Source organism: Micromonospora sp. CA-248260 (assembly GCF_050942205.1).
Lineage (GTDB): Bacteria > Actinomycetota > Actinomycetes > Mycobacteriales > Micromonosporaceae > Micromonospora > Micromonospora antibiotica.
The window spans coordinates 5213543-5226075 of sequence record NZ_CP192021.1 but is presented as its reverse complement, the minus strand read 5'-3'; the positions used below and the strand labels follow the sequence as shown (position 1 = coordinate 5226075).

11 protein-coding genes are annotated in these 12533 nt (G+C 73.6%); 7 read left to right on the top strand and 4 right to left on the bottom strand.

The genetic code is table 11. The annotated features are described in order from the left end of the window. Nucleotides 1–55: 55 nt before the first annotated feature. Both ACQP2H_RS22330 and ACQP2H_RS22325 read right to left on the bottom strand, forming a co-directional pair. Nucleotides 56–1843 carry a RelA/SpoT family protein gene (locus ACQP2H_RS22330; RefSeq protein WP_208568810.1) on the bottom strand — a complete coding sequence of 596 codons (1788 nt, stop codon included), beginning with the start codon at nucleotides 1841–1843 and terminating at the stop codon, nucleotides 56–58. A gap of 128 nt (nucleotides 1844–1971) precedes the next feature. Further along, on the bottom strand, nucleotides 1972–3729 hold the full coding sequence (locus ACQP2H_RS22325) for a DEDD exonuclease domain-containing protein (protein ID WP_433228731.1): 1758 nt from the start codon (nucleotides 3727–3729) through the stop codon (nucleotides 1972–1974). A 127-nt stretch (nucleotides 3730–3856) separates the two neighbouring features. Here ACQP2H_RS22325 and ACQP2H_RS22320 point away from each other — a divergent pair, with 127 nt between their 5' ends. Next, nucleotides 3857–5374: an NYN domain-containing protein gene (locus tag ACQP2H_RS22320; RefSeq protein WP_357535370.1), complete on the top strand. Its 1518-nt coding sequence runs from the start codon at nucleotides 3857–3859 to the stop codon at nucleotides 5372–5374. Nucleotides 5375–5417: 43 nt separating this feature from the next. Here the strand turns inward: ACQP2H_RS22320 and ACQP2H_RS22315 are convergent, their stop codons facing one another. Both ACQP2H_RS22315 and ACQP2H_RS22310 read right to left on the bottom strand, forming a co-directional pair. After that, on the bottom strand, nucleotides 5418–6215 hold the full coding sequence (locus tag ACQP2H_RS22315; protein ID WP_433228729.1) for an FAD-binding oxidoreductase: 798 nt from the start codon (nucleotides 6213–6215) through the stop codon (nucleotides 5418–5420). Further along, nucleotides 6212–6565, bottom strand: a complete 354-nt coding sequence (locus ACQP2H_RS22310; RefSeq protein ID WP_357535366.1) for a hypothetical protein — start codon at nucleotides 6563–6565, stop codon at nucleotides 6212–6214. Before ACQP2H_RS22310 ends, ACQP2H_RS22315 begins: the two co-directional genes overlap by 4 nt. Nucleotides 6566–6802: 237 nt before the next feature. Between ACQP2H_RS22310 and ACQP2H_RS22305 the strand changes: the two genes are divergently transcribed. The 6 genes from ACQP2H_RS22305 to ACQP2H_RS22280 all read left to right on the top strand — a co-directional run bounded on the left by ACQP2H_RS22305 (nucleotide 6803) and on the right by ACQP2H_RS22280 (nucleotide 12505). Then, a complete protein-coding gene (locus ACQP2H_RS22305) occupies nucleotides 6803–7339 on the top strand; it encodes a flavoprotein (protein WP_357535364.1) in 537 nt (178 codons plus the stop codon). 222 nt (nucleotides 7340–7561) lie between these two features. Then, nucleotides 7562–8953 carry a helix-turn-helix domain-containing protein gene (locus tag ACQP2H_RS22300; RefSeq protein ID WP_357535362.1) on the top strand — a complete coding sequence of 464 codons (1392 nt, stop codon included), beginning with the start codon at nucleotides 7562–7564 and terminating at the stop codon, nucleotides 8951–8953. After that, nucleotides 8950–9498 carry a GNAT family N-acetyltransferase gene (locus ACQP2H_RS22295; protein ID WP_433228725.1) on the top strand — a complete coding sequence of 183 codons (549 nt, stop codon included), beginning with the start codon at nucleotides 8950–8952 and terminating at the stop codon, nucleotides 9496–9498. The genes ACQP2H_RS22300 and ACQP2H_RS22295 overlap by 4 nt, the downstream gene beginning before the upstream one ends. 198 nt (nucleotides 9499–9696) lie before the next feature. Beyond that, the gene (locus ACQP2H_RS22290; protein ID WP_091237684.1) at nucleotides 9697–9906 is read left to right on the top strand and encodes a hypothetical protein; all 210 of its coding nucleotides are present in this window, start codon (nucleotides 9697–9699) and stop codon (nucleotides 9904–9906) included. 203 nt (nucleotides 9907–10109) lie between these two features. Continuing rightward, entirely contained in the window at nucleotides 10110–11369 is a 1260-nt protein-coding gene (locus ACQP2H_RS22285) for a M48 family metallopeptidase (protein WP_433228723.1), read from the top strand. After that, nucleotides 11366–12505, top strand: coding sequence for a glycosyltransferase family 4 protein (locus tag ACQP2H_RS22280; RefSeq protein ID WP_433228721.1), 1140 nt, complete (start codon nucleotides 11366–11368; stop codon nucleotides 12503–12505). Before ACQP2H_RS22285 ends, ACQP2H_RS22280 begins: the two co-directional genes overlap by 4 nt. The last annotated feature ends 28 nt before the right edge of the window (nucleotides 12506–12533 follow it).

Genomic DNA, 12533 nt, shown 5'->3' with positions numbered 1-12533 from the left:
AGGCCGTCGGCGTGCTGCCGTGGGGTGCGGGGCGACCGGTCACCCGGCCAGGGACTCACTGTCGATGGTCGACCAGGTCGATGAGCTGACGGACCACGGTGTCCGGTTCGACCGCCCGGTCGAAGACCGCGACCAACAGGGTCTCCAGGTCGGGGTAGCCGAGCTCCTCCGACAGCCGCAGCAACGGCAGGTCGCTGGCCAGCCCCCGGTTGTGCGTACGCAGCGCCAGGCCGATGGTGGCCCGGCCGAGGCGGACCTTGTCGGCGATGGAGATGCCCGGCTCGACGTGCTCGGTGAACCAGCGGCTGATCTGCATCTGCGCGTGCGGCGACTTGACGAAGTCGAGCCACTCGCGGCGGGGGCCCCGGGGGGCGACGTCCGCCTCGAAGCCGCTCGCGACGCTGCTCTCCGAGTAGATCTCCACCACGTCGCCCTCGTCCAGTTCGGACGCCAGTGGGGCGAGCCGGCCGTTGATCCGCGCGGCGAGGCAGTGGTCGCCCCGCTCGGTGCCCAGCTCGTAGGCCAGGTCGATCGGGGTGGCCCCGGCCGGGAGCACCACCTGCCGGCCGTCGGCGACCACCTGGATCTGCGCCTCGGCCAGGTCGCACCGCAGCGACTGGAGGAACTGGGCCGGGTCGGGGGCCTCCTGCTCCCAGTCGAGCACCCGGCGCAGCCAGGAGAGCTGGTCGGTGTTGCTGGCCCCGGTGGCGGCGCGGGGGAAGCGGAAGTCGGCGGCCACGCCGTACTCGGCGCAACGGTGCATCTCCCGGGTGCGGATCAGCACCTCGACGGTGCGGTTCTGCGGGCCGCAGACGCTGGTGTGCAGGGAGCGGTAGAGGTTGTTCTTGGGGGAGGCGATGAAGTCCTTGAACCGGCCGGAGACCGGCCGCCAGCGGCCGTGCACCGCGCCGAGGGCGGCGTAACAGTCGGTGGCCGGGCCGTCGACCACGATCACGATCCGGGGCAGGTCGTACGGCTGGGCGTGCCCGCCGGCCACGGTGTCCTTCCAGATCGAGTAGAGGTGCCGGGGGCGAACGCTCACCTCGGCGTCCACCCGGCTGCGGCGCAGCGCCACCTTGGCCTGGGCCACCACGTCGTCGAGGTAGGCGTCCCAGCCGGGCCGGTCGTGCACGTGCCGGGCCAGCCGGGCGTGCTCGTCGGGCTCCAGGTGCAGCAGCACCACGTCGTCCAGGTCACGCTTGAGGGTCTGGATGCCGAGCCGGTCGCAGAGCGGGACCAGGACCTCCTGGGTCTTGCGGGCGATCCGCTCCCGGGAGGCGGCCGAGCGGACCCCGAGGGTACGCATGTTGTGCAGCCGGTCGGCCAGCTTGATGATCAGCACCCGGACGTCCTTGCCGGCCGCGATGATCATCTTGCGGATCGTCTCCGCCTCGGCGGCCTTGCCGTAGAACGCCTTGTCGAACTTGGTCACCCCGTCGACCAGGTGCGCCACCTCGTGGCCGAAGTCCTCGCTGAGCGCCTGGAGGGTGTAGCGGGTGTCCTCCACCGTGTCGTGCAGCAGCGCCGCGACCAGGGTGGTGGTGTCCATCCCGAGGTCGGCACAGATCTGGGCGACCGCCAGCGGGTGGGTGATGTAGGGCTCGCCGCTCTTGCGGAACTGACCGCGGTGCATGTTCTCGGCGATCGTGTACGCCCGGCGCAGCACCGAGGCGTCCGCGCTGGAGTGGATGCCGCGGTGGGTACGGACGAGCTGGGTCACCGGGTCGGCGTCGTTGGCCGGCCAACTCAACAGGGACCGGAGCCGCCGGGCCAGGGGCAACTCACCCGGCTGGGCCGGGAGCGCACCCCCCAGGGCGGCGCCGTGTCCGGCGTCGACGTCCACGTGGGACACCTCCTCACCCCGGCTCCACGGTCACCGTCACCGGCAACCGGAAGCAGGCCCACGAAACGGGCAGGACTGCACTCCCTTAACAGACTAAGCGAGGCGAGGTCGTCCGATCGGTCACTTGCTCATGGGCGTTCGGTCGAGAGTTGGTGGGACCCGCCGCCCTCGGCCTTGACCAGCAGGTCACGGAACCGCCCCGCGCCGGCCACCGGGGACGACCAAACGGACGTCATCTCCACCAGCCGGGTCTCCGGTCGCTCCAACCAGGACAGGATCCGCTCGGTCTCCTCGGCGGTGGCCCGGGGCACCGGCCCGTGCCCACCCGGTTCCACCGTCTCGGCGGTGGCCCGGATCGCGGTGATCGTCGGTCGCGGATGGACACCCGGCGGGGAAACCCCGGCACCGGCGAGCCGCCCGTACCGGACCAGCGCCAGCTCCCAGCCACCCCCGGTGGCGGGTCGGGCGGCGGCCACCTCGGCGATCCGGGTCAACGCGGCCAGCCGCTGCATCCGGACGGAGGCCCGCAGCACCGCCGCCAGCCGGGACCGCACCACCGCCGCCTCCTCGTAGCGCTGCGCCGTCGACAGCGCCTCGATCCGGGCCAGCAGGGCGTCCACCACCACCTGCGGGTCACTGGTGGTGGCGGTGCGGAACGGCGCGACGGCGCGGTCGTCGTACTCCTGCGGGGTGATCCGGTGCTCGCAGGGTGCCGGGCAGCGGCCCAGCTCGGCCAGCGCGCAGGCCGGTGTGATCGTGCGCAGTGAGAGCCGGTGGGTGCACTGGCGCAGCGGCACCGCGTCGTGGAACCCGGCGGCGGCCAGCTCGGCGGCCCGGGTGGAGCGGAACGGACCCAGGTAGGCGGTGTCACCGGGGGCCAGGCCGCGCACCACCGACAACCGGGGGTACGGCCCGCCGGTGAGCTTGAGCCACACCATCCGTTCCGGATACTTCGACCGCCGGTTGTACGGCGGCGCGTGCGCGGCGATCAGGCGCAGCTCGCGCACCTCCGCCTCCAGCGGGTGGGCGCACTCGACCGCCTCCACCCGCTCGGCGGCGGCCAGCATCTCCGACATCCGGGCCCGCTTCTCGGCGGCGGTGAAGTAGCTGCGCACCCGGGTGGCGATGTCCCCGGAGGTGCCGACGTAGAGCGGCCGGTCGTCGGCGGCCCGGAAGATGTAGACCCCGGGCGCCTTGGGTAGCCCGTCGGCGAGGTGCCGCTTGCGCCGCTGGGTGGGGGTGACCGCGCGGGCGAACTCGATCGCGTCGCCGACCGTGTCGACCCGGTGCCCGCCGAGCCGGGCGATCAGCCCGTGCAGTACGTCCACCGTCGCCTTGGCGTCGTCGAGCGCCCGGTGGGTGGGCTGGGTGGCGGTGCGGAAGTAGGCGGCCAGGGTGCCCAGCTTGCGGTTGGGCACCTCGTCGCGGCTGAGCACCCGGCGGGCCAGGGCCGCCGTGTCCAGCACCCGGGGGTTGGGCCAGCGGTAGCCGTGCTTCGCGCAGGCGGCCTTGAGGAAGCCCACGTCGTACGGCGCGTTGTGGGCCACCAGCACCGCGTCGGCGACGAACTCCAGGAAGCTCGGCAGGACCTCCTCGATCGGCGGGGCGGGGACCAGCATGGCCTGGGTGATGCCGGTCAGCACGGTGATGAACGGCGGGATCGGCACCCCCGGGTTGACCAGGGTGGCGAGCACCCCCAGCTCCTCGCCGCCCCGCACCTTGACCGCGCCGATCTCGGTGATGCCCCCGCCGTCGGGTGAGCCGCCGGTGGTCTCCAGGTCGACCACCACGAACGTCGTCGCGTACAGCGGCAGGGCCGGATCGACGCCGCCGGCCGACTGGTCCAGACCGGCCAGGGTCTGCTGGACGTACTCCCCAGGTGCCACGGGCGGCAGGCTAACCGTTCGGTGCGACACTCGCGTCACCGCAGCCCCAGGGGCCCCGGCCGGCATAGGATGAGAGATCGGCTCACTCAACCGGCGGTGGGCCCGGTCGCGGTGGGAGACTTGCCCCATGCCCCTCACCGAGCCGCACGACGACCGCCTCCCGGAGGAGGGGTCGTCCGCCGCCGTGCCCGAGGCCGGCGGGGACCTGGGTGCGGGGGCACCCGAGCCCGGACCCACCCTGCCCGAGCCGGAGTCCGCGCCCGGCCTGCCCGAGCCGGAGCCAGCCCTGCCCACGCCCGACGAATCCGACGACGGTGAGCCCGGGGCCGGGCTGCCGGAGCCGGAGCCCGTCCTGCCCGAGCCGGTCCGGCAGCGGATCGTGGCCCTCACCGCCGCCGTCCTGCCCGGTCTGCCCGCCGACGAGGTGCCGGTGCCGCTGCGCCGGGTGGCGAAGTTCGCCCCGAACCGCCGGGCCCGGCTCGGTGGCTCGGTGATCGCCGCCCAGCTCACCGCCGACCCGCTGTTCCGGCAGCGGGTCACCGCCCGGGTGCTGACCGACGCCGGTGACCTCGGCGCGGCCGTCGTCGAGGGCACCGCGCCGGCCGCCGCCGACCCGGTCGAGGTGGCCGCCCTGGCCTACCTGGTCCGTCCCCGGGGTTGGCGGGAGCTGATCGACACCAGCGGCGCGGTGGTCCGCGCCGAGGCGGACAGTGCCGTCGTCGCCGAGCTGGTCCGGGAGGCCGAGCAGCGGGCCACCCGCGCCGAGCACGACCGGGCGGTGGCCCGGGTGGAGGCGGACAAGCTCCGCGACGAGCTGGCCCGGGTCCGCGAGGAGCTGGGCCAGCTCCGGGAGGAAAGCCGCCAGCTCCAGCGCAGCCTGCGGGAGACCCAGGCCCGGGAACGCCGGGCCAACGAGCTGCTCGCCACCGAACGTGGCCGGGCCACCCGGGCCGCCGCCGACACCGACGCCGAACTGCGCCGCGCGCGGGCCCGGCTGGCCGAGGCCGAGGCGGCGGCGGGGGTGGCCAAGGCCAGCGCCAAGGAAGCCCGCTCGGTCGACGACGCCCGGCTGTGGCTGCTGCTGGAGACGATCGGTCAGGCCGCCGTGGGGCTACGCCGGGAGCTGGCCCTGGACCCGGTGGACAAGCTCCCCGCCGACTTCGTGGCCGACGCCTTCACCGACGCCCCGGTCACCACCCAGGGCGGGCCGGCCGCCCGCGCCCGGGACACCGACGACCCGGCCCGACTGGACCAACTCCTCGCCCTGCCCCGCGCCCACCTGGTCGTCGACGGCTACAACGTCACCAAGCGCGGATTCGGCGAGATGTCCCTGGAACAGCAGCGCAAACGGCTGATCACCGGGCTGGGCGGGATCGCCGCGCAGACCGGTGACGAGGTGACCGTGGTCTTCGACGGGGCGGAACGGATGCACGGGCTGCCGCCCACCCCGCGCGGGGTGCGGGTGCTCTTCTCCCGCAAGGGCGAAACCGCCGACGAGCTGATCCGCCGGCTGGTCCGGGCCGAACCGCCCGGCCGTCCGGTGGTGGTGGTCTCCTCCGACCGGGAGGTCGCCGACGGGGTACGCCGGCACGGGGCGTACCCGCTGGGCGCGGATTCGCTGCTGCGCCGGCTCGCCCGCTCCTGAGCCGGTGCAGCAGGGCACCCACATCGTCGGTGGTGGTCGCGCGTCAGCGGTGCGTCTTCGTGCGGCGTGGTGGTTCGGGCAGGTGGAGGCGGTCTACGGGTACCCCGGCGAGGGGTAGCTGGCGGCGGGCGTCGTCGAGAAGCGCTGGTGGGCCGCAGACGTACACCTGGTGGTGGGGTCGGTGGTGGCGCAGGGCGAGGGTGAGCGCGTCGCCCTGCTCGGCCGGCGCGGCGTGCGGGTCGTGGGAGAAGGCGGGCACGATGGTCAGCCAGTCGTGGGCCTGCTGGAGTGTGTCGAGGGTGATCGCGTCGTACAGGTCGGTGAAGGTGCGGGTGGCGGCGATCAGGGTGACCCGGCGGCCGTCGGGGGCGGCGGCGACCTGTTCGACCAGGGCGCGCAGTGGGGCCAGGCCGGTGCCGCCCGCGACCAGCAGCAGGTCACCGTCGCGCAGGTGCAGGCCGGTGTCGCGAGGTGGGCCGAGGTGCAGCAGGTCGCCGGGGCGTACCTCGTTGACGAGGCTGGCCGAGACGGCGCCGGCGGGCACCGCGCGGACATGTAGCTCGATGGTGCCGTCGGGGCGTGGGGCGTTGGCGGGGGAGTACCAGCGCCACCGGCCGGGGTGGTGTGGGGTGTGCACGGGGACGGCCTGGCCGGGGCGGTGCGGCAGCCGCGACCAGGGGCGGACGGTCAGGATGGCGGTGCCGGGGCAGGGCCGGTCGTGATCGATCACCCGGGCCGGCACGCTGTCGCCGGCCCACCCCGCCGGCTCGGCGGTGTCGGCCCGCGTCACCTGCGGCAGCGCGGCGGACCGCTCCGGCGGCGGGTGGTGGGCGGCGCTCATCGGGCCACCGCCCGGCGCACCTGGGCGATCAACCCGTCGGGCAGGTCCGCCGCCCAGCACACTCCGACCAGGTAGTCACCGATGCGCCGGTGCTGCTCCTCGGACAGGCCGAGCCCACCCCAGGCGTCCGCCGGCTCCCCGACGAGCGCGGCGGTCACGCCCGCCGTCAGGTGCCCGGCAAGCCGGACCCGATCCACCCCGATGAGGTACGGCGACAGCTCCGCGTCCGCCGTCACCAGCCGCAACCAGCGGCGGACGATCTCGGCCGGTGTCATGCCGCAGGCGTCCCGCTCCGGCTTGTCGTCGCCGGGTGGCCGGTCCCCGTCGGGGATGTCTGCCCTGGTGGTCATCGTGTCTGCGCCCCTGTGCGTCGCGGAAGGTGGACGGACGCCGGGGCGGGCGGGGACGAGGTCGTGTCGTTCGGGTCGACACCACCCCGGAGCCCGGCACCCGCCCCGGGCCATGCCGTCGACCATCGCCGCTGACCAGGGGTTCCGTTATGCGGTGCTGATCGTGAGCGGCATGCGCGCACCGTATCCGACCGACTACGCGGATGGACCCGCCCGCCCGTGGGTGACACTGCTGGCATGAATGATCGGGGAGTGCTGCATCTCGTGGTCTGCGCGGCCCCGCCGGTGGACCGCATCGGCGAACTCGTCGACCTGCTGATGGCGGACGGGTGGACGGTGTGCCTCATCGCCACCCCGGTCGCGGCGTCCTGGCTCGACCGGTCGGCGTTGCAGGAACAGACCGGCTATCCGGTACGGGCGGAGTGGCGCAGGCCCGGTGATACGGAGCCTCATCCACCGGCCGACGCGCTGCTGGTCGTTCCGGTCACCTTCAACACGGTGAACAAGTGGGCGGTCGGGGCGAGTGACACGCTGGCGCTGGGCATCCTCAACGAGGCGATCGGCACCGGCCTGCCGGTCCACGCCTTTCCCCGGGTGAAGGCGACTCTCGCCGCCCACCCCGCCTACGCAGGGCACCTCCGGTTGCTCGGGGAAGCCGGGGTCGTCTTCCACGACGCCAGCTTCCTCCGGCCCGGCGACGAGATGACGCCCGACCGTTGGGCGATCGTGGTCGACACCCTCCGTCGAACAGGCCGGCCGACCGGTACGACATGAGCGTGGGCGTCCTCGATATGCGCGCTACGTATACCGATCCTGCACGGAGCGGGTTGAATGGCTACGCTCGACTTCGGACTCAGCCGCCCGCGATTGGCGAGGTTGCCGGTGACATCTGCGAACTGCCCACGCTGTGGCGGGCGACTCGCCCGTGACAACGACAGCGGACGCTGCGCGCCCTGTCAGGCCGCGGAGCGAGACCGGCTCAGTGCACCACCCGAGGTGCCGGCGTCCTTCTGGGATCACGAACCGCTCGGGCAGGCGCTCGCCGACCGACACCTCGGGCGGGTGATCAGGGCCTACCGGTTCCACCCCTACCACGGGCGGTTGGCGTTGTCGCAGACCGTGGTGGCGGGCTGGTTGGGGATCACGCAGGCACAACTGAGCCGGGTCGAGAACGGACCGCCGGTGGTGCACCTGGACCGGTTGGCGCACTGGGCGACGATCCTCGGGATACCGGGTGCCCTGCTGTGGTTCAGCCTTCCCGACGCGCGGCCCGGCTCGACCACGGACTCGGCGACAGCACCGGGGGCGTGGGGGCGCGATTGCCATGACCACGCGAACGTTGAGGCAACGTCAGCATCGTTCGCATCATCGATGAAGGGGGTGGTCACGACGGATCGCCGGCAGTTCCACGCACTGGCAGCATTGGCGGGCCTGGCCTCCGTGAGCAATCTGGGCTTCTTCGCCACGCTCGCGGACCAGTCGCCGTCCATTGGCCTCGAACACGTCCGGCTGGCTGGTTCCCTGGTAAAGGAGTTCCGGGAGGCCGACGCGGCGACCGGTGCCAACCAACTGTGCGACATCGCCATCCATGTCCATGGCCGTCTGGCGTCCTGGGCGGCGAAGGCGCACTACAGCCGGGATGTCGGTGAAGCCCTCCAGGCTTCGCTCGCCGACCTTGCCGTGGAGACGGCGTGGCTGGCCCACGACGCCGATCGCAGGGCCGCCGCGCGTCCGTACCTCCACGAGGCGATCGCGAGGGCACGTCTCGCCGACGATCTTCAGGTCGAGGCACGCGCGCTCGCGCAACTCGCACTCCTCGCCTGGAAGTCCCAGCCCACCGAGTCCCTGCACTGCGCGGACGCCGCACTCCGGGTCTCCGCAGGCTGGGCCACTCCACGGCTGCGTACGCTTCTGCACCTTCGGCGGGCATGCGCGTTCGCCGAGCTGAACGACCGCAGCGCCTTCGAGCGCGAGATGCGCAACGCACGCCAGCAACTGGAGCGGGGTACGCGCGAGGAGGATCCCGAGTTCACCCACTTCGTCAACTTCCAAGAGGTCCAGGGCCTGGAGGCGTTGTCGCTCCTCTCGCTCGACCAGCCGAATCGCGCCGCCGAGGCGCTCCGGGACGCCATCGCCAACGGGTCCCCCACACACCGGCGCAACCAGGTCTACTACCGGGTACGGCTGGTCGAGGCGACCTACCGGGAGGGCGACGTCAACGAGGCCGCCCGGATGGCAGTTGACCTCCTACCCGAGGTGCGGCAGATGAACTCCGGCCGGGTGACTCGGCACCTGGCTGACATCCGTTCGACGGTGGGTCAGCTACCTCGACCGGCCGCCCCGGTCCGAGACTTCATCGAAGCCTTCGACGGCGTGGCCGTCCGATGACCGAGAATCTGACCCTCCGCCACTACGGCGCGGCCGAATCCGAAGGAATCATCGAGCAACTGATCGCTCTTTACCTGGAGGTCCATGCCGGGCAGGGCGATTTCTACGGTGAGGACCGTTACCGTCGCCAACTCTCGGCGCACCGGCAGCGGGACGGCTGGGCGCTGGTCACCGCATGGCTCAACGAGGAGCTGATCGGCTACGTGTACGGGTTTCCACTCGCACCGGACACCCGGTGGTGGGACGGCATCGAGGAACCCGTACCGGTCGGTTTCACCGAGGAGGACGGGCACCGCACCTTCGCCATCTCCGAGTTGTTGGTACGCGCGGCATCGCGGCGGCAGGGTGTTGCGCGGGCACTGCATGACGATCTGGTGGGGAGCCGACACGAGGAGCGGATGACGCTTCTCGCCCGGCCGGACAACGGCCCCGCGCAGGCGGCGTACCGATCCTGGGGATGGCGGACCGTCACCCGCCTTCGACCCGGCTGGCCCGAGGCACCCCTGTTCGACGTGCTCACCCGCGATCCGGGCATGAAGAAGTGACATAGGTTCTGACGAGGGACCATCGGGTGACGTGGGCGGATCATCCTGGGTGGCCTGCCGTTGTCCATCGGCTCGGCCCTGGTTGATCACCGGTTGTCCGATTGTGTCGTACCCGATGGTTAGTGTCCGACCTGACCGACGGTGCTCGGGTGGTGACGATGGTCCTCCGCCCGACGCCGCACTGCGTCAGGAGGCACGATGCTCATCGACTGCGACGGTTGCCGGGTCCGGGGCGCGGGCTGCGCCGGCTGCCTGGTGACGGCCCTGCTCGACACCGACTCGCCGGCCGCCGGCCTGGGTGCCGCCGAGCACCGGGCGATCGAGGTGCTCACCCGCTCCGGCTTCGAGGTGGAGGTGCTGGCCCACGAGACCCGCCGGGCCCGGTCCACCCGTCGCCGGGTCGCCTGACCGTCGCCGCCCCGCCGGGGCAGGCCCGCCAGGCCAGCGATGTCCGTGGCTGACGGTTGCTCCGCGCGGGCCGGGTGGGGCCGGGGCACACACCGCGCCGGGGCCGCCTCGGTGGGCCATAGGATGGGCGCTCACGGCGGGAGGAGCGGCGGCATGACACGGGTACGACGCCACACCCGCAGGCCCGTCCACGGGGTGCCGAGGTGACCCCGCGCGGCTGGGCGGTGCTCACCCTGGCGGCGTTGGTGCTGGCGCTGCTCGTCGTCGCGGCCCTGCTGGTCCCGTGGAGCCGCCCTCCGGCACCCCGCTCCGACCAACTCGCCGCGCTGCGTGACCTGCCCGCCGACCAGGTGGCCCGGGGGCGGGCGCTGCAGGCGGCCCTGCGCCCCGGCCGCTACACCGGGCTGGCCGTCGGGCTTGTCGCGGCGCTGCTGCTCGGGCTGACCCCGCTCGGTGCCCGGCTGGTCGAGTTGGCCGGGCGGCCCTTCGGTGACCACTGGATCGCCCGCGCCGTGCTCGGTGGGATCGCCGTGGTGCTCGTCGCCGACCTGCTCACCCTGCCCTTCGCCGCCTGGCGGCAGTCGGTGCTGACCCGCTACGGGCTGAGCACCCAGGGCTGGGGCGGCTGGACGGTCGACCTGCTCAAGTCGTACGCCCTCAGCGCGGTGCTCGCCGCGACCGTGCTGCTCGGCTTCTACACCGTCACCCGGCTGGCCCCGCGCTGGTGGTGGGCGTTCGGGGCGGCCGGCGCGGCCGGGCTGGTGGTGCTGCTCTCCTTCGTGCTGCCGGTGCTGGTGGAGCCGGTGTTCAACCGGTTCACCCCGATGGAGCAGGGGCCGCTGCGCACCGAGCTGACCGCGCTGGCCGCCCGCGACGGCGTACCCGTGCGGGACGTGCTGGTCGCCGACGCCTCCCGGCGGACCACGGCGGTCAACGCGTACGTGTCCGGGCTGGGGCCGACCCGGCGGGTGGTGGTCTACGACACCCTGCTGCGCGAGGCCACCCCGGCCGAGGTGACCAGCGTCGTCGCGCACGAGCTGGGCCACGCCAAGGACCGGGACGTGTGGACCGGCACGGTGACCGGCGCGCTCGGTGCCGCCGCCGCGGTGGTCGCGCTCTACCTGCTCGGCTCCTGGACGCCACTGCTGCGCCGGGCCGGCGTCGACTCGATCGCCGAGCCCCGGGCATTCGCGCTGCTGATCGCCCTGGTGACGGTCGTCGGGCTGGTCGCCGGCCCGGTGCAGGCGCTGATGTCGCGTCGGGTCGAGGCGCGGGCCGACGCGCACGCCCTGGCGCTCACCGGTGACCCGGCCACCTTCGAGGCGATGCAACGCCGGCTCGCCGGGGTCAACCGGGCCGACCCGGACCCGCCCCGCTGGGAGTACCTCTGGGCGGCGTCGCATCCGTCGACGGTGGAGCGGATGGCCGCCGCCCGTGCCTACGCCCGGGAGGTCGGTCGATGAGCCGTATCCTGCTGATCACCAACGACTTCCCGCCCCGACCCGGCGGCATCCAGTCGTTCGTGCACCACTTGGCGGTCCGTCAGCCGCCCGGGTCGGTGGTGGTCTACGCCTCCAGTTGGCGCGACACCGCCGAGTTCGACGCCGCGCAACCCTTCCCGGTGATCCGGGACGCCACCCGGGTGCTGCTGCCCACCCCACGGGTCGCCCGCCGGGCCGCCGGGCTGGCCCGCGAGCACGGCTGCGACACCGTCTGGTTCGGTGCCGCCGCCCCGCTGGGCCTGCTCGCCGGAGGGCTGCGGCGACGCGCCGGCATCCGTCGGGCGGTCGCGTTGACCCACGGCCACGAGGCCGGCTGGGCGACCCTGCCCGGGGCCCGCGCCGCGCTGCGCCGGATCGGCCGGCACACCGACGTGGTCACCTACCTCGGCGACTACACCCGGGTACGCCTGGAGCGCGCCCTGCACGGCGTCACCGAGCTGCACCGGCTCGCCCCCGGGGTCGACGTGGACACCTACCACCCGGCGGTGGACGGCGCACCGGTGCGGGCCCGGCTCGGGCTGACCGACCGGCCGGTGGTGGTCTGCGTCTCCCGGCTGGTCGCCCGCAAGGGCCAGGACACGCTGATCCGGGCCCTGCCGGCGATCCGCCGCCGGGTGCCCGACGCGGCGCTGCTGGTGGTCGGGGGCGGGCCCTACCGGGCGACGCTGGAGAAGCTGGCCCGGTCCACCGGTGTCGAACGGGACGTGGTGTTCACCGGCTCGGTGCCGTGGGAGGCGCTACCCGCCCACTACGCCGCCGGTGACGTCTACGCGATGCCCTGCCGCACCCGCAACCGGGGCCTGGACGTCGAGGGGCTGGGCATCGTCTACCTGGAGGCGTCGGCGACCGGGCTGCCGGTGGTGGCCGGTGACTCCGGCGGCGCACCGGACGCGGTCCGCGAGGGCGAGACCGGATACGTGGTCCCGGGCCGCGACGTCGCCCAACTCGCCGACCGGGTGGCCACCCTGCTCGCCGACCGGGACCTGGCCCGCCAGCTCGGCGCGGCCGGCCGGGCCTGGGTGGAGAAGGAGTGGCGCTGGGAGACCCAGGCCCGACGACTCACCGACCTGCTCACCGGCACCACCGCACCCGGCTGAGCCGGCACTGACCGCCCACCGGTGTGGC

Bases quoted from the DNA above. Each gene is read 5' to 3' on its own strand.
- ACQP2H_RS22320 (WP_357535370.1), top strand. From the start codon at position 3,857: ATGCCCCTCACCGAGCCGCACGACGACCGCCTCCCGGAGGAGGGGTCG.
- ACQP2H_RS22315 (WP_433228729.1), bottom strand. From the start codon at position 6,215: ATGAGCGCCGCCCACCACCCGCCGCCGGAGCGGTCCGCCGCGCTGCCG.
- ACQP2H_RS22310 (WP_357535366.1), bottom strand. From the start codon at position 6,565: ATGACCACCAGGGCAGACATCCCCGACGGGGACCGGCCACCCGGCGAC.
- ACQP2H_RS22305 (WP_357535364.1), top strand. From the start codon at position 6,803: ATGAATGATCGGGGAGTGCTGCATCTCGTGGTCTGCGCGGCCCCGCCG.
- ACQP2H_RS22295 (WP_433228725.1), top strand. From the start codon at position 8,950: ATGACCGAGAATCTGACCCTCCGCCACTACGGCGCGGCCGAATCCGAA.
- ACQP2H_RS22290 (WP_091237684.1), top strand. From the start codon at position 9,697: ATGCTCATCGACTGCGACGGTTGCCGGGTCCGGGGCGCGGGCTGCGCC.
- ACQP2H_RS22280 (WP_433228721.1), top strand. From the start codon at position 11,366: ATGAGCCGTATCCTGCTGATCACCAACGACTTCCCGCCCCGACCCGGC.